General features: G+C 31.0%; 16 protein-coding genes and 1 other RNA gene. 5 read left to right on the top strand and 12 right to left on the bottom strand.

All coding sequences use genetic code 11. From position 1 onward, the window contains the following. Positions 1–134: 134 nt before the first annotated feature. From HMPREF1984_RS00790 to HMPREF1984_RS00770, 5 genes are all read left to right on the top strand, one after another. Complete coding sequence (locus HMPREF1984_RS00790) at positions 135–746, top strand: hypothetical protein (protein ID WP_036099247.1); 612 nt, start codon at positions 135–137, stop codon at positions 744–746. Between the two features lie 106 nt (positions 747–852). Further along, on the top strand, positions 853–1,533 hold the full coding sequence (locus HMPREF1984_RS00785; protein WP_021765955.1) for a DUF969 domain-containing protein: 681 nt from the start codon (positions 853–855) through the stop codon (positions 1,531–1,533). After that, the gene (locus tag HMPREF1984_RS00780; RefSeq protein ID WP_021765954.1) at positions 1,533–2,471 is read left to right on the top strand and encodes a DUF979 domain-containing protein; all 939 of its coding nucleotides are present in this window, start codon (positions 1,533–1,535) and stop codon (positions 2,469–2,471) included. The genes HMPREF1984_RS00785 and HMPREF1984_RS00780 overlap by 1 nt, the downstream gene beginning before the upstream one ends. A 23-nt stretch (positions 2,472–2,494) precedes the next feature. Beyond that, the gene (pcp, locus tag HMPREF1984_RS00775) at positions 2,495–3,136 is read left to right on the top strand and encodes a pyroglutamyl-peptidase I (RefSeq protein ID WP_021765953.1); all 642 of its coding nucleotides are present in this window, start codon (positions 2,495–2,497) and stop codon (positions 3,134–3,136) included. Positions 3,137–3,178: 42 nt separating this feature from the next. Further along, positions 3,179–3,631: a gamma-glutamylcyclotransferase gene (locus tag HMPREF1984_RS00770; protein ID WP_021765952.1), complete on the top strand. Its 453-nt coding sequence runs from the start codon at positions 3,179–3,181 to the stop codon at positions 3,629–3,631. Positions 3,632–3,731: 100 nt separating this feature from the next. On the opposite strand, the gene murA is transcribed toward HMPREF1984_RS00770, so the two are convergent. The 12 genes from murA to dnaG all read right to left on the bottom strand — a co-directional run bounded on the left by murA (position 3,732) and on the right by dnaG (position 15,299). After that, on the bottom strand, positions 3,732–5,000 hold the full coding sequence (gene murA, locus HMPREF1984_RS00765; RefSeq protein WP_021765951.1) for a UDP-N-acetylglucosamine 1-carboxyvinyltransferase: 1,269 nt from the start codon (positions 4,998–5,000) through the stop codon (positions 3,732–3,734). After that, on the bottom strand, positions 4,993–5,586 hold the full coding sequence (locus tag HMPREF1984_RS00760) for a DUF1694 domain-containing protein (protein WP_036099243.1): 594 nt from the start codon (positions 5,584–5,586) through the stop codon (positions 4,993–4,995). Before HMPREF1984_RS00760 ends, murA begins: the two co-directional genes overlap by 8 nt. A gap of 61 nt (positions 5,587–5,647) precedes the next feature. After that, complete coding sequence (locus HMPREF1984_RS00755; protein WP_021765949.1) at positions 5,648–6,070, bottom strand: hypothetical protein; 423 nt, start codon at positions 6,068–6,070, stop codon at positions 5,648–5,650. A 68-nt stretch (positions 6,071–6,138) separates the two neighbouring features. Next, positions 6,139–7,068, bottom strand: coding sequence for a site-specific tyrosine recombinase/integron integrase (gene xerA, locus HMPREF1984_RS00750; RefSeq protein ID WP_021765948.1), 930 nt, complete (start codon positions 7,066–7,068; stop codon positions 6,139–6,141). A gap of 22 nt (positions 7,069–7,090) precedes the next feature. Beyond that, on the bottom strand, positions 7,091–8,749 hold the full coding sequence (recN, locus tag HMPREF1984_RS00745) for a DNA repair protein RecN (protein ID WP_021765947.1): 1,659 nt from the start codon (positions 8,747–8,749) through the stop codon (positions 7,091–7,093). Between the two features lie 42 nt (positions 8,750–8,791). Continuing rightward, on the bottom strand, positions 8,792–9,640 hold the full coding sequence (locus tag HMPREF1984_RS00740) for an NAD(+)/NADH kinase (protein ID WP_021765946.1): 849 nt from the start codon (positions 9,638–9,640) through the stop codon (positions 8,792–8,794). Positions 9,641–9,803: 163 nt separating this feature from the next. After that, an RNA gene (rnpB, locus tag HMPREF1984_RS10840) (RNase P RNA component class A) lies at positions 9,804–10,145 on the bottom strand. A 23-nt stretch (positions 10,146–10,168) separates the two neighbouring features. Further along, a complete protein-coding gene (locus HMPREF1984_RS11250) occupies positions 10,169–10,306 on the bottom strand; it encodes a hypothetical protein (protein WP_021765945.1) in 138 nt (45 codons plus the stop codon). Between the two features lie 124 nt (positions 10,307–10,430). Continuing rightward, on the bottom strand, positions 10,431–11,240 hold the full coding sequence (locus HMPREF1984_RS00735; protein ID WP_021765944.1) for a Nif3-like dinuclear metal center hexameric protein: 810 nt from the start codon (positions 11,238–11,240) through the stop codon (positions 10,431–10,433). Positions 11,241–11,307: 67 nt separating this feature from the next. Further along, complete coding sequence (locus tag HMPREF1984_RS00730; RefSeq protein WP_021765943.1) at positions 11,308–12,270, bottom strand: hypothetical protein; 963 nt, start codon at positions 12,268–12,270, stop codon at positions 11,308–11,310. 52 nt (positions 12,271–12,322) lie between these two features. After that, positions 12,323–13,504, bottom strand: coding sequence for an RNA polymerase sigma factor RpoD (rpoD, locus tag HMPREF1984_RS00725; RefSeq protein WP_021765942.1), 1,182 nt, complete (start codon positions 13,502–13,504; stop codon positions 12,323–12,325). Continuing rightward, positions 13,497–15,299 (bottom strand): DNA primase, encoded by a 1,803-nt coding sequence (dnaG, locus tag HMPREF1984_RS00720; RefSeq protein ID WP_021765941.1) that lies wholly within the window; start codon positions 15,297–15,299, stop codon positions 13,497–13,499. The genes rpoD and dnaG overlap by 8 nt, the downstream gene beginning before the upstream one ends. Positions 15,300–15,358 lie beyond the last annotated feature (59 nt).

The raw sequence follows: 15,358 nt of genomic DNA, 5'->3' as shown, positions 1-15,358 counted from the left end.
TCACCTTTTCATTTTATTGCTTAAATTCTACCTTTTTTGACTTCCATTGTCAATCAAATTTATACAGTTTTTTCAAAAATTTTCTTTACTATCCCTGGATTTTTATATATAATACTAAACAAGAGGTGATTGTATTGAAAGTGTCAATAAAGGAATATATGAAGAGTCATAATGTATCAAGACAGACTATTTACAACCGTATAGAAAAGGGACTTCTAAAAACTGTAAAGGAAGGAAATAAAATTTACATTGTAAAAGAATTTTCAAATAGTCAGAAAGCTTCTAAATCAAAATCTGAAAAATTTGATTTCAGTGAAATAGCGGAATATCTGGAATTAATAAAAAGTTCCAATGAAATACTGAAAAATTTTGATTACGGTTTTCTACGTAAACGTCTTTCCTCAATAGAAAAGGCTCTTATTGACTTCAGAATGGATATAAATAAATCTAATGAAATTTTATCTCAGAAATTTCAACACTTTTCAGAAGATATTTCTGAAAGAATTCAAAATATTGAAACTAAAATTGACAATCTTGAAAATAGACTGGAAAAATATTTTTCTTCTGATGATGAATATTATGAAAATATAAAAAATCATTTTGATGAAAAACTTCTATCTGTATCTGAAAACAAATCAAAACTTGAAACTATAGAAGACAGAGTATCACAATTGGATGAAAAACTTGAAGAAATTTTAAAAAGAACCGATAATAACAAGAAATCATTGAATATTTTTAAAAGATAGAAAATAAAGTTTCAAATTTTTTTAAAATTTTTATTCTATCTATTGCATTTATGATATTTTAAGTGTAAAATATATAATATAAATTCTAAATTAAGGAGGAATATTTATGAATTTTATGATACTAATCGGTATCGTCATTATCGTTGTTGGTTTCTCTCTGAAACTGGACGTTCTTGCTGTTGTTCTTACCGCCGGGATTGCTACAGGACTTGCAGCAAAAATGGATATTTTAAGTATCCTTGAAATTATTGGTAAAGCTTTTGTGGACAACAGACTTATGTCTATTTTCCTAATCAGCCTTCCAGTTATTGCAGTGCTTGAAAGATACGGGTTAAGGGAAAGAAGTGCAACATTAATCGGGAATCTTAAAAATGCCACTGCAGGTAAAATTTTAGGACTTTACATGATTATCCGTTCTGTTGCCAGTGCCTTGTCAATCAGAATAGGTGGACACATACAGTTTATCAGACCTCTTATTTTCCCAATGGCTGAAGCTGCTGCAAAATCTCACAAGCAGAATGAGTTAACTGAAAAAGAAACTGAAGATCTGAAAAGTCTAAGTGCCGCTATTGAAAACTACGGTAACTTCTTTGCTCAGAATATTTTTATAGGAGCATCTGGACTGCTTCTAATTCAGGGAACTCTACAGGAAAGTGGATATAATGTTTCGCTTAAGGATCTTTCGTTATTTTCAATTCCAATGGGAATTGTTGCCATAATACTTACTATTGCTCAGGCATATATCTACGACAAAAAAATCATGTCAAATAAAGGAGGTAATAAATAATGGACTTAAAAGCTTTTTTTACAAATTTAACAGAAATTATTTATATCCTTTGTGGACTTGTCAGCATTAGCGTGGCAATAAGGGGACTAAAAAATGAAAAAGCAAAAATCGGAACATTTTTATTCTGGTTTATTTTAGGGGTTATATTTATTCTTGGAAAAACTATCCCATATGCGGTTACAGGTGGACTACTTGTAGTTTTAGGATTAATTACCGTAACAAATCAGTTACAGGTAGGTACATTTAAGGAAGTTGCACACGAATTTAAAGTAGCTCAAAGTGAAAAATTTAAAAATAAAATATTTATTCCTGCTGCATTAATTGGAATTTCAGCTTTCCTTATATTACAATTTAAAATTGGAAAAGTTACTATTCCATCAGCAGTTGGTATAGGTGGAGGAGCATTAATAGCACTTCTTGTGGCTTCACTTATTATAAAACCTAAGTTCAGCGAAACATCTGAAGATACTTCAAGATTATTAATGCAAATTGGAGCAACTGCTCTTTTACCTCAGCTTCTTGCGGCTCTAGGGGCTGTCTTTACAAAAGCCGGAGTTGGAAAGGTAATCGCTCAAAGCATTTCATCAGTAGTGCCTTCAGGTAACATTGTTGTAGGAATTATTATTTATGCAATTGGTATGGCATTATTTACTATGATTATGGGAAATGCATTTGCGGCATTCTCAGTAATAACTGTTGGTATTGGAGTTCCGTTCATATTAAAACATGGAGGAAATCCTGCCGCTATCGGTGCATTAGGAATGACTGCAGGTTACTGTGGAACTCTTATGACTCCTATGGCTGCAAACTTCAATATTGTTCCTGCTTCCATCCTTGAAATTAAGGATAAAAACAGAATTATTAAAACCCAGTTACCTATGGGACTTACAATGCTGGTTATACACATTATACTTATGATACTGTTATTTAAAGCATAACTGTAGCCAAGAAAGGAAATATTATGAAAATACTTGTTACAGGTTTTGATCCTTTTGGAGGGGAACCTATAAATCCTGCTATTGAATCAGTAAAAAGACTTCCTGATAATATTGCAGGGGCAGAAATTATCAAACTGGAAATACCTACAGTTAGAAAAAAATCTCTGGAAAAAATAGAAGAAGCTATAAATGAACATAATCCTGATGTTATTCTTTCAATTGGTCAGGCAGGAGGAAGATTTGATATTTCAATCGAACGTGTCGGAATCAATCTTGATGACTTCCGTATTCCTGACAATGAAGGAAATCAGACTATAGATGAACCTATTTTTCCTGATGGAGAAAATGCTTATTTAGTTAAACTGCCTGTAAAGGCTATGGTTCAAAATGTACAGAAAAACAATATTCCTGCTTCTGTTTCCTACACTGCCGGAACTTTTGTATGTAACCATGTTTTATATGGTGTTCTGTATCTTATTGAAAAAAAATATAAAGGTAAAAAATCAGGATTTATTCACATTCCATTCTTACCTGAACAGGTTGTGGATAAAAGAAACACACCTTCAATGGAATTAAGCACAATAGTGAAAGGACTTACTGCCGCTATTGAAGCAATTGTTAAAAATGATGAAGATATTAAGGAAGTTGGAGGAACAGTATGTTAGTTTCTAACATACTGACTTTACATTATAAACTGGGAGAATAAAATGACAAAATTGTTTGTATACGGTTCTTTAAGAAAGGGATGTTTTAATCATCATTATCTTGAAGGAATTGCTGAATATAAGGGATTATTTTATGTAAAAGGAAATAATTTTACTCTTACAAATCAAAAATATCCTGCCTTAATTTTATCTGATCAGAATTTAGAAGGAAAACCTGAAGATTTTACAATAGGAGAGCTATATGAACTTTCTGACAAGTCTTCAGATTTAGATAAAGTATTTAAGGATATGGATGAAATGGAAGGATATTATGGAGAAAATGTTGAAAAAAATCATTATGACAGACTTCTTCTTGATATATATGACAGTGATTATAAAAAAGCTGACAAAGCTTATGTCTATGTATATAATCTTAATAATCCTGAACTTAAAGATACTTTAGGTGAAAAAATTAAAGATAATGATTTTCTTAATTTTTATACTCCTCAAAAATAAATGAGTTAACTTGATTATAAACAAAAAGCCCAAAATATACTAAACCATAAGGCCAGTATAATTAGGGCTTTTTCTTATTGTATAAACTATTACTTTTTCACTAAATATCCAACTTAACTCTTCTTATGTCAGCACCTACACCATTAAGTTTTTCTTCAAGCTTATCGTATCCACGGTCTATGTGATATACTCTATTAAGAGTTGTTTCTCCATCAGCTGCAAGTCCTGCCAATACCAGTGCTGCTCCTGCCCTCAAGTCTGAAGACATAACTTCTGCACCTGTTAACGGTAATCCACCATTTATCATGGCAACTCCATGTCTTATTATTATGTCTGCTCCCATTCTGTTAAATTCAGGTACATGCATAAATCTATTTTCAAATACAGTTTCCTCCATTGAACTTGAACCATTTACAAGTGTCTGAAGAAGCATCATCTGAGGCTGCATATCTGTTGGGAAACCTGGATGAGGCATTGTTCTTATTTTTGAAGGTTTCAATTCTTTAAGGTTTCCTATTACTGATAGAATATTTCCTTCCTGTTCAAATTTTACTCCCATTGATTCCAGCTCTGATTTGAATACTCCTAAATCATCTAAATTTGCATTTTCTATTTTTAAATCCCCTTCAGTAATCAACGAAGCTATTACATAAGTTCCCGCTTCAATTCTATCAGGCATTATTGAATACTCTACTCCATGTAATTCTTCAACACCTTCTATTTCAATATTAGGTGTTCCAAGTCCTGTTATTTTTGCACCCATTTTATTCAGGAAATTTCCTAAATCTACAATTTCAGGTTCTCTTGCCGCATTTGAAATAACAGTTTTTCCAGGAATTTTAACTGCCGCCATCATTAGGTTCTGTGTAGCTCCTACACTTGGGAATCCTAAAGGTATCTCAGCACCTTTAAGTTTATCAGATTTTGCATGGATATATCCGTGAACTCTTGTTATTTCAGCTCCTAAAGCTTCAAATCCCTTTATATGTAAATCTACCGGTCTTGAACCTATTGCACATCCTCCAGGAAGTGAAACAACTGATTCTTCAAGATTTGCAATCATAGGACCCATTACAAGAAAAGAAGCCCTCATTTGTTTAACTATTTCATAACTTGCTTCATTTCTTTTAAATCCATTATTTACTATTTTATACGTAGAGTCATCCAGTTTCTGAGTTTCCATTCCTAAATCTTCAAGAAGTTTCATTAATATTCTTATATCTCTAAGGTTGGGCACATTTTTTAATGTATATTCCCCTTTTGAAACTAATGTTGCTATTATTATTGGAAGAGCCGCATTTTTAGCTCCACTTACTCTTATTACTCCATTCAAAGGTGTTTTTCCTTTAATTTTAAATCCATCAACCACGTTTTTTTCCTCCTAATTTTTGACATATAGGACATTTTGTTCCGAAGAGACTGTCCATAAATTCTATTTTTCCATAATAATTTATATATTCGGGTATTTCCTTCTCTATTATATCTGAATGGAATTTGCATATTTTATTTCCCATTGCCTTATAATATATATCCGGTAAATTTTTCTCCCTTATTTTTTCAAGTTTTGATTCTACAATCGGATTTTCTACCGGGTGGCTCAATGCATCATCTGAAGCCACTACTAGACATACTTCACCTGTATTTAAAAGATTATCTATCATTTTACATGATACATGTTTACTTTTTGCCATATCAAGATATTTTTTTATACACTTAAAATCTGCTTCCCTAGATACTATCATTTTTTTTGCCTCTTTATCTTCAAGTGCTTTTTCTATCTCGTTATATGTTCCTTTTTCTTCTATTTCATCAAAGGTAAGTGCCGCAAGTACTCTTTCTTTATATTCCCCTAAAAAACTGTTTCTTTCAATTGTAGTTGCCAACGCCCTATCTTTTATTTTTTCTATGTTTTTCATTACATCTACATTTACTTTTTTATTATCTTTATTATCCATTTTTGTCTCCATTCACAAAAGAGATTTTATCATAAATTTGAATATTTTTAAATAGGTAATTTTAAAAAACTATCCATGTTAATACAAAAATCACTTTTATTAATGTATATAGCCCTACAAACTGGTATATTTTCTTAAGTTCAACTTTTCCTTCATCTATTGTTATTAAATATGTTAAAATCCCCAATCCAACAAAATATACAAAAATATTTTTTAAGGTAAAAGCCATCATGAAAAAATGCATTATTTCAAGTACCATAAATATATATATTTTAAAAGTCGTTCTTTTACTCGTAAAAAATATATTAGTTATATTAAAATCCAGATACATATATAGGAAAATTAATACAATCGCTCCTATATATGAATTAATGACATCTGCTTTTTTTAATGTAAAAACAGCAAAATATCCTATGATTGTACTTATAAGTAAAACGAGCCTATCTTTACCTTCACTTGCATTTTCGGTTTTTTTAAAGTACATTTTTCCTCCTGATTTATTTTTCTATAATTATTAACTTTGATTTATTTAGTAAGATTTTTATTATGTGTTTATTCATCTCCCAATTTTATATTATTATAAATATTTTTCAGCTTTGATTTTTCCACATGAGTATATATTTCTGTAGTACTTATATTAGAATGACCAAGTATTTCCTGCACTATTCTTATATCTGCCCCGTTACTTAAAAGTACCGTTGCTAACGAATGCCTGAATATATGTGGATAAATATTTTTTTCAATTCCTGCATTTTTTGCAATAACCTTCAATCTTTTCCAAAAATTCTCACGTCTTGTTCCAGGAAATAAATTAAATGTTTCAGATGCCCCTTTCAGTTCAGGCCTGTAATCATTTATAAACTCCTTTATTTCCTTTTCCAGACTGTCATAAATTGGTATAACCCGGTATTTCGAACCTTTCCCAAGAACTTTTATAAATTCATAGTTCTGGTTTTCCACATCACTGATTTTTAAGTTTAAAATTTCAGAAATTCTTGCTCCTGTTGCTATTAAAAATTTAATAATAAGCCTGTCCCTCATTCCACCAGGTGTATGCTTACAGTTATCTATTATTTTCTTAACTTCTTCAAGCGAAAGAACCTCCGGTAGACGTTTTTCCCTTTTCATGGATTTTATCATACCTGTGGGATCTTCCTTAACAATTTTATTAAGATAACAGAATTTATAAAAATTTCTAATTGTTGCAACTTTCCTCAATACAGAATTTTTCTTCAATTTATCGTTTATTTCCCTGATGTATTCGTAAATATCCTCTTCTGTAACTTCTGTCAGATTTTTATTTACATATTCGGAAAATATTCTCAAATCTCTTTCATATCCTGCAATGGTATTACTGGAATTTCCCTTTTCAAAAGCAAGATAAGAAAGGAATTCCTTAATATACAGGTTATTTTCCCTATCAATTCCCGTTTCTTTTATTTTTACATTTTTTAAAGTTATTTTCTCTTCATCCCTATTCATTTATTTTCAATAACTCCTGTTTTTATAATTTCATAATTTCCTTCACATGTTCTATTGATGTTTCAGTTATGTTATCTCCTGAAATTATTCTTGCTATTTCCCTTATTCTTTCATCTGTATTCAGTTCTCTTACCTTTGTTTCAGTTACATTGTTTTCAATTTCCTTTTTTATGAAAAACTGCTGATTTGATTTTCCTGCAATTTGAGGAGAATGTGTAACACATATAACTTGAACTGTTCCAGAAAGTTCCTTCAGCTTTTCTGCAACTTTTCTTACTGTTTCCCCTGAAATTCCAGTATCTATTTCATCAAATATAAGTACAGAAATATTGTCAACAGATGAAAATACTGTTTTCAATGCAAGCATAATTCTTGAAATTTCCCCACCGGATGCAATTTTTGCAAGTGGTTTATAATTTTCACCAAGATTGGTAACCATCATAAATTCCACATCATCCATACCTTTTGAAGAAATTACAGTTTTTTCTGAGAAGGCAACTTTAAACTTGGAATTTGCCATATTCAAGTCCTTCAACTGAACATTGATTGTCTTTTCAAGATTTTCTGCAACTTTTTTTCTTATTTCACGTAGTTTCCGGCTATTTTCAAAATAAATTTTTGCCTTTTCTTCCTTTTCCTTTTTTAAATCTACCAGTTCATTATTTTCAAACTTTATGAGGGAGAGCTTTTTTTCATTTTCTTCCCTGAATGCAAGTATTTCCTCTATCGTCGAGCCATACTTCAGCTTCAGCTTGTTTATTTCATCTATTCTGCTTATTACCTTTTCAAGCCTGACATCATCACTTTCCACATTTTCAACCATATCTTCAAGAGAATATCCTATGTCATCCACTTCATAAATAATATTTTCAATTTTTTCCTTCAGCTCTGAATATGTTTCTGATATATCTGAAAGTTGTTCAAGATTTTTCTTTATTTTTCCAAGTGAATTTATAACTGAATATTCCCCTTCTTTTAATCTCTGAATTGAATTTTCAAGTTTTTCACTAATTTTTCCTGCGTTAAAAAGAATTTTATATTCTTCTTCAAGTTCGTTATCTTCGTTCTCCTTAAGGCCTAAACTTGCTATCTCATTAGACTGAAACTCCAGAATATCCTTTTTTTCCATTATTCTGAACTTTTCAGTTTCTATTTCCTCTATTTTTTTATTTATCATTTTTAAGGATGAAACGTTGTTTCTTATTTCCTTTGCAAGTTCCTGTCCATTTTTATCCAGAAACCTATCCAGCAGCCCTAAATGATAGTTTTTATTTAAAAGGTACTGATGTTCATGCTGACCTACAAGATCCAGTACATTTCTCATAAGCTCCTTTAACTTTGATACTGTCATTCTCATTCCATTAACTGTTATTTTTGATTTTGAATTTCTATAAAAATATCTTGAAATAATCAGTTCGTCATCTTCTATTTCAAAACCAAGTTTATTGAGCTTTTCCTTCTGAACTTCACTTAAATCAAAAACTCCTTCTGCAAAAAGGCTTTCCTCACCTGTTCTTATCATTTCAAGATTAGACCTTTCCCCGATAAGGAGTGAAATTCCATCCAGTATAATGGACTTTCCTGCTCCCGTTTCTCCTGTCAGTGAAATCAGTCCTTCATTAAATTCCAAATCCAAATTTTTTATTATTGCCAAATTATTTAATCTTAATTCTCTCAGCATTTTATTTTCCTCTCACCTTTTCTGTTTATTTCCCCTTATTTTTTATTTTACCGACGATTCTCCCCATCTGAGTTTTTCCCTTAATATACCGTAATAGTCACTTTTCCCGCTTCTTATTATTTTTACTTTTCTATTTGACATTACTGCTGAAATTTCATCCTCCTGTTTTATCCGGAAATTTATCCTTCCGTCAATATTCAAGTGGGTGTCATTATCCCTTGAAAAAACTTTAAAACTCAGCACTTCATTACCATCTATTATAATAGGCCTCGCTGTAAGACTCTGAGGCGATAACGGAGTTATACTTAAAGCCCTTAAGTTAGGATGAACTATTGAACCACCTGCCGAAAGTGAATATGCAGTAGATCCGGTAGGAGTGGCTATAATTATTCCGTCAGCCCTGTACTTATTTACAAATGTCCCATCAGCATAAACTTCCACACTAATCATCTGGGAAGCTATCCCTCCCTTGCTTATAACAAGGTCATTTAAGGCGTGGTACTCTTTCTCATTGTATTTTACCTTAAGGAATGTTCTTTTATCTACAATACATTCATTTCTTCTGTACTTCTCCAGCATCTCAACAACATCCTTAGGAGAAATATCTGCTAAATATCCTAATGTTCCCATATTTACAGCCATTACAGGAATATCCTTCTTTAAAGTTTCCTTTGCTGCAACAAGTAATGTCCCGTCTCCTCCAAATGAAATAATTAAATCTGCCTTTTCAGTATCTTCTGTTTCTTCTATTTTATTTAATTTCATATAATCATAAAAATGAATAAGCTTATCTTCTTCCAAATATTCCTTTTTTATAATTTTTACCCTATTTATTTGATTTACTATTTCTTCCTGGCTACTATTTTTTAAAACTTCCATTTTATTTTCCATATTCGCCTCTTAATTCAGTTTATTTATTATAATTGTAACATTTTTAAATATTTTTTTCTACTAAATATTTTTTTAATATTAAAAGAAGAGTGCTAAAAAACACTCTTTCTATAAATAAATACTTTATTTTTTCTATAAGTTCTTTACATTTTTTTACAGTTTTTTAAAAGGTCTCGGCATAAGCCGGATTCTGTATTTGCCAATCATTTATCTAAACAGGCAGTTACCTGCCGGTTTTAGCGAATTACCCATTAAGTGAAGACGGGCAGCCTCTTAACCACTTTCTACTTATTCTTGCTTCGGGAGGGGTTTACCCGGCTGACTTAATTTCTTAAATCACCGGTAGTCTCTTACACTACCATTTCACCCTTACCTGAATTTCAGGCGGTATATTTTCTGTGGCACTTTCCTTAGAATTTCTTCCAACAGCCATTAGCTGTCTCCCTTGCCCTGCGAAGTCCGGACTTTCCTCCTGAAATATTCAGGCGATTGACTCCGAAACCTTTTGTTCTTTATTATAACATATTTTTATTTTCCTGTACATCTCGATGTTGTACCGCAGTAATATCCAACTCCGGCCCCTACTCCTGCCGCCGCTACTGCTACACATGAATTTACAGTTAAAACTATAACTCCCAATAAAATTAAAATCTTTTTCTTTGTCATAACCTTACCTCTTTTTTGTAGTTTATTATGTATATTATATCTTTAGAATTTTTTTTTTCAATTAGTTATCTCTTTATTTTATATTGTCTGTAATCAGACCCCTATTATTTCCAGTCTTATAATTCTACCCTAGCTTAAAGACAGGTTCTCCAAAATGTTTTATTATTTTACCTTTGAAAAATTGTGAAACTTGAAGTTCCATTAATTCAGCAAACAGATACTCGCTTTCATAATGTCCTATATCTATTAATATTCCACCTTCTTCCAACGTGTCAAGAGATTCATGATATCTTAAGTCTCCCGTTAAAAAAACATCTATCTTTTCTTTTACACTATGCATAAAAGAACTTCCACCACCTGTAACAAGTCCTATTTTACGGATTTTTCTATTTTCTCCAACATATCTTACAAATTCAAGGCCAAGCTTTTCTTTTATTACCCTAATCAAATCTGATAATTCCATTTCATGATTAAGGGTTTTTATTCTGACACTTCCACCTTTTATATTCTCATTTTTATGTTTTATGTAATTATATCCTTCACATTCAAATTCGTTATATATTTCCAATTTTCCATTTAAATCAAGCTTATAAAATATATAATCATTTAAACCATTTATTCCAAAGTCTACATTTGTATGCCCTGAATATACTGCTATTTTATTTTCAATAATCTTCAGAATTTTTCTGCCATGTACAGTTTCACTCGTAATTCTTTTTAATCCGCTAAATATGAAAGGATGGTGTGAAATTATTAAATCTACATTTTCTTTTACTGCCCTGTCTACAACTTCTTCAGTGATATCAAGGCACAAAAGTACTGTATTCACTTCTGAATTTTCATTTCCTACAAGAAGTCCTACGTTATCCCAGTCTTCTGCCAGTTTTGGATTATAAATTGTATGTAATTCTCCTACTATATCTTTTACCTGCATTTTTCCTGTAAGATAAATATTTCTGTATATTTATCTATAAACCTTCCTTCCTTTTTTATTATTTTCATTAATTCACTGTATAATCTGTTTCTTCACTGTTCTTCATAAATTCATTTTTCAAAAGGTCTATTGACAGTTTATTCAGTGCCTTTTCCTTCAGTATATTTACATTATGCTTTGCTATGTTAAGTGACTTCGCAATTTCATTTTCTGAATAAATTTTATCATCAAGACCATAAGACATGACTAAAATTCTTTCATCAATATAGCTCAGTTTTTTAGGAATATTTTCCAGTATGTACATCTGTGTTATTTTATTTGCTTTTTCAAGTATCTGACTGCTTTCCAGCATCTCATCCAGTTCCACATTATCAAATAATTTTTCCAGCTTTTCAATATATTCCTTAGTTACATTCATACGTTTACTTATTTCATCCACTGTATGACCTAATTCCTTGTCTACCTTAACTTTAAGATATAAAATATAGGAAAGCTCTGAAGCCTTTATATCCTTTAAAAGATCCTTCTGAAATTCAAGTATGTACTTTACTGCAAAATTTTTAATGAAAAATTCCATTTCTTCAGTCATCAATAATATTTTTTCATAATAATTTAAAGCTGTTATTACTCCCAAAGTTGCTTCCTGCACCATATCTAAGAATGAAAAACCATATTTAGAATAAAGCAGACTTTCCCTCACTGCAATTTTCAAATATTTCTCTACCATTTCAGTCCTATTTTCATCTGTAATTACAGTTTTTTCATTGATTTCTGCCATTTCTTCATTTTTTTCCTTCACATTTTCAAGATAGGCTTTTATTGTTTCCTTTTCTTCAACATAGTAATTTTCATCTTCCAGAACAATAAAATCTTTACCATCAACAGATGTTCTGACTTCTGGAATATTATCCTGATAAACAAACTTTAAGAATTCGAAAAACTCATCATCAGAAAGATTATTATTCTCAATTATCTTTTCAAAACTGAAACTTCCATTTTTTCTTACGTCTTCCACTATTCTTTCAATCATTTTTTTCCCCTTATTTTTTTATCTATTTATTATTAAAGGAGCCAGTTATTACTTAGCTCCTGTAGTCTTCCAATTTTTTTCTTCTGCTTGGATGTCTTAATTTTCTCAACGCTTTAACTTCTATCTGTCTGATACGTTCCCTTGTTACATTGAAAATTTTTCCAACTTCTTCAAGTGTTTTTTGTGAACCGTCATCAAGACCATATCTATACCTCAGAACCATTTCTTCTCTTTCATTAAGAGTCTTCAACACTTCATCAAGCTGTTCCTTCAGCAGTACTCTTGTTGTAGCATCATAAGGATTTGCAAACTTGTCATCTTCAACAAAATCTCCAAGTTCACTATCTTCTTCACTTCCAACAGGAGTTTCCAGTGAAATGGGATCCTGGTTCATTTCCAGTATATTTTTCACTTTATCCACTGGTATTTCAAGTTTTTTTGCCAACTCTTCGGCAGTAGGTTCCTTACCTGTTTCCTGAAGTATGATTCTGCTTTCTTTCTTTATCTTATTTATAGTTTCTATCATGTGTACCGGTATTCTTATAGTTCTTCCCTGATCGGCTATTGCACGTGTTATAGCCTGTCTTATCCACCATGTGGCATACGTAGAAAATTTAAATCCTTTTTCATATTCAAATTTTTCCACAGCTTTCATTAATCCCATATTACCTTCCTGAATTAAATCCAGCATTTTCAACCCTCTATTTGTATGTTTCTTGGCTATACTTACTACCAGCCTTAAATTTGACTCTATCAGTTTCTGTTTTGCTTCCTCGTCACCTTTAAGAACCCTCTGTGCATACTCTATTTCTTCATCATAACTAAGCAGAGGTATCTGACCTATTTCCCTCAAATACATTTTAATAGGTTCATCTACATCCATGCTTTCTGCCATTTTTAACAAATCTGTCTGAAGAAGTTTATCTACTTCTGATTCATCTATTTCACTTTCAACAAATTCATCATCAATATCCATTTCAGAGACATCGATTTCTCCATTTTCCATTTCTTCAAGCAGTTCTGCACTTTCTATTAAATCCTGCTTATCTTTTAATGTATCTACTATTTGAACTCCGACATCTATCAATTTTTTTATTAATTTTTCTGTTTTTTCAACAGAAAAATCATCTGATAGAATTGAATTAATTTCTTCGTAGCTGACAATTTTATCTTCTTTAGCTTTTTTTATAAAATTAGCAAGATTGCTTCTTAGGTTTTCATTTTTCTCAGACATAATCTGATCTCCTTATCAACTTAAATTCTTTATACATTTTTTCTATTTCTTCAATGTTATGAATTATTTTCAATTCGGATTCCAACCGTCTCAAAACTACATACATCTCATTTTTTCTGTCAATAACTTCACGCATATGATCAATTTCTCTTAAAAACCATCCTACAAAAATATCTTTATAATGTCTTCCTTCATTTTCGATATCTGCTTCTGCTCTTAACTTCATAGTCGTTATTAATTCCCTCTCTTCTTCCTCCAGTGCCAGAGTATCCAGTTTGTCCATTTCGAAGTTGACTGTCTTCAGTTTTTCCATTATATCCCTGTAAATGACATTTTCGAACACCTTGTCATAAAACTTTTCGCAATGCTCCTGTTTTTCTGAAGAAAGGTTATTTTTATATTTTAACAGAAACTTCAGAGTTTCTATTTCAAGGGAATTATAAAATTCATCTTTTTTTGCTTTACTTACAACTTTTTCTTCTTTTCTGAAATTCTTTCTATACTTTCCTTTAATATTGGAAAAGCTGCCAAACTCTCCTACAAGAACTTCCTTATCTATCCCCAGTTCCACAGAAAGTTTACTTATATACAGATTTTTTTCTGTATTGTTTGTTACATTGGCAAAAAAACTTCTGAACTTTTCAATCATTTTCCTTTTTCCGGTTATTTCATTCAAATTCAGTTCTTTAGAATATTCATCAAAGAGATAATCAAAAATTCCCTTTGAAGTTTTCAATATTTCTAAAAATTTTTTTCTGCCATATTTTCTTAAATATTCATCAGGATCCTTTACTTCTCCTTCAATTGACAGACATCGTATATTGAAATCATCTTTTTTCAGTATATCTGCAGCTTTTAATACTGCCTCCTTACCGGCACTGTCATTATCATAGGCTATTATTATGTTATTCGTATACTTTTTCAGAAGTTTTGCCTGTCCTTCAGTAAAAGCCGTTCCCAAACTGGCCACTGCATTGGGAAAGTTATTTTTATGGGCAGAAAGCACATCCAAATATCCTTCCATCAATATGGCTAGTCCTTTTTTCTTTATATTTTCCCCTCTGTTGTATAAACCGAATAGTTCGTTTCCTTTTTTAAAGATTTTAGAATCAGGCGAATTCAAATATTTTGGAGAATTATCATTGTTTATAATAATCCTTCCTCCAAATCCGACAGGCTTCATTGTTTCATTATATATTGGAAACATAATTCTGTTTCTAAAATAATCAAAAACATTTCCCCTGTCATTTTTTCTAACAAGTCCTAATTCCAGCATATCCTCTTCTGAATATCCCTTTTCCTTGAGCGCATTCAGTAAACTGTCCCATGTGTCAAATGAAAATCCTATTCCGTACTTTTTTATTTCTTCCAGAGAAAAACCTCGATTCTCCATATATTTCAATGCCTGCTCCGATTTCAGAATATTTTCACTGAAAATTCTTTGGGCCTCCCTCATTATTTCGTAGTATTTTTCATTCTGGAGTAAATTTTTCTTACTTATATTCAATTTTTTTATGGGTACGTTATATTTTTCAGACAATTCCTCTACAGCCTCATAAAAAGTGATATTATTTATCTTCATGTAAAATGATATAGCATTTCCGCCTATTCCTGTACTAAAGTCCTTAAATATATTTTTTGTGGGACTTACAACAAAAGACGGCGTTCTTTCTTCTTTAAATGGTGAAAATCCTTTATAATTAGCACCTGTCTTCTTTAATGTTACATATTCCCCTATGACCTGTACTATATCCAGATTTTCAAGAAACTTTTCTATTTCTTCATCTTTATACATAAATCACCTCAATTTTTTCATCCCACTATAAGTATATTTTATATTTCTAAATAGTCAAT

Origin of the sequence: Leptotrichia sp. oral taxon 215 str. W9775, from assembly GCF_000469505.1 — a bacterium.
Lineage (GTDB): Bacteria > Fusobacteriota > Fusobacteriia > Fusobacteriales > Leptotrichiaceae > Leptotrichia_A.
Note: the sequence above shows the minus strand (reverse complement) of the source record. Positions and strands in the feature narration are given on the sequence as shown.

Excerpts from the sequence above, each read along its gene's own strand:
- HMPREF1984_RS00785 (WP_021765955.1), top strand. The coding sequence starts at position 853 with ATGAATTTTATGATACTAATCGGTATCGTCATTATCGTTGTTGGTTTC.
- HMPREF1984_RS00780 (WP_021765954.1), top strand. The coding sequence starts at position 1,533 with ATGGACTTAAAAGCTTTTTTTACAAATTTAACAGAAATTATTTATATC.
- pcp (WP_021765953.1), top strand. The coding sequence starts at position 2,495 with ATGAAAATACTTGTTACAGGTTTTGATCCTTTTGGAGGGGAACCTATA.
- HMPREF1984_RS00770 (WP_021765952.1), top strand. The coding sequence starts at position 3,179 with ATGACAAAATTGTTTGTATACGGTTCTTTAAGAAAGGGATGTTTTAAT.
- HMPREF1984_RS00760 (WP_036099243.1), bottom strand. The coding sequence starts at position 5,586 with ATGGATAATAAAGATAATAAAAAAGTAAATGTAGATGTAATGAAAAAC.
- HMPREF1984_RS00755 (WP_021765949.1), bottom strand. The coding sequence starts at position 6,070 with ATGTACTTTAAAAAAACCGAAAATGCAAGTGAAGGTAAAGATAGGCTC.
- xerA (WP_021765948.1), bottom strand. The coding sequence starts at position 7,068 with ATGAATAGGGATGAAGAGAAAATAACTTTAAAAAATGTAAAAATAAAA.
- recN (WP_021765947.1), bottom strand. The coding sequence starts at position 8,749 with ATGCTGAGAGAATTAAGATTAAATAATTTGGCAATAATAAAAAATTTG.
- HMPREF1984_RS00740 (WP_021765946.1), bottom strand. The coding sequence starts at position 9,640 with ATGGAAAATAAAATGGAAGTTTTAAAAAATAGTAGCCAGGAAGAAATA.
- HMPREF1984_RS11250 (WP_021765945.1), bottom strand. The coding sequence starts at position 10,306 with ATGACAAAGAAAAAGATTTTAATTTTATTGGGAGTTATAGTTTTAACT.
- HMPREF1984_RS00735 (WP_021765944.1), bottom strand. The coding sequence starts at position 11,240 with ATGCAGGTAAAAGATATAGTAGGAGAATTACATACAATTTATAATCCA.
- HMPREF1984_RS00730 (WP_021765943.1), bottom strand. The coding sequence starts at position 12,270 with ATGATTGAAAGAATAGTGGAAGACGTAAGAAAAAATGGAAGTTTCAGT.
- rpoD (WP_021765942.1), bottom strand. The coding sequence starts at position 13,504 with ATGTCTGAGAAAAATGAAAACCTAAGAAGCAATCTTGCTAATTTTATA.
- dnaG (WP_021765941.1), bottom strand. The coding sequence starts at position 15,299 with ATGTATAAAGATGAAGAAATAGAAAAGTTTCTTGAAAATCTGGATATA.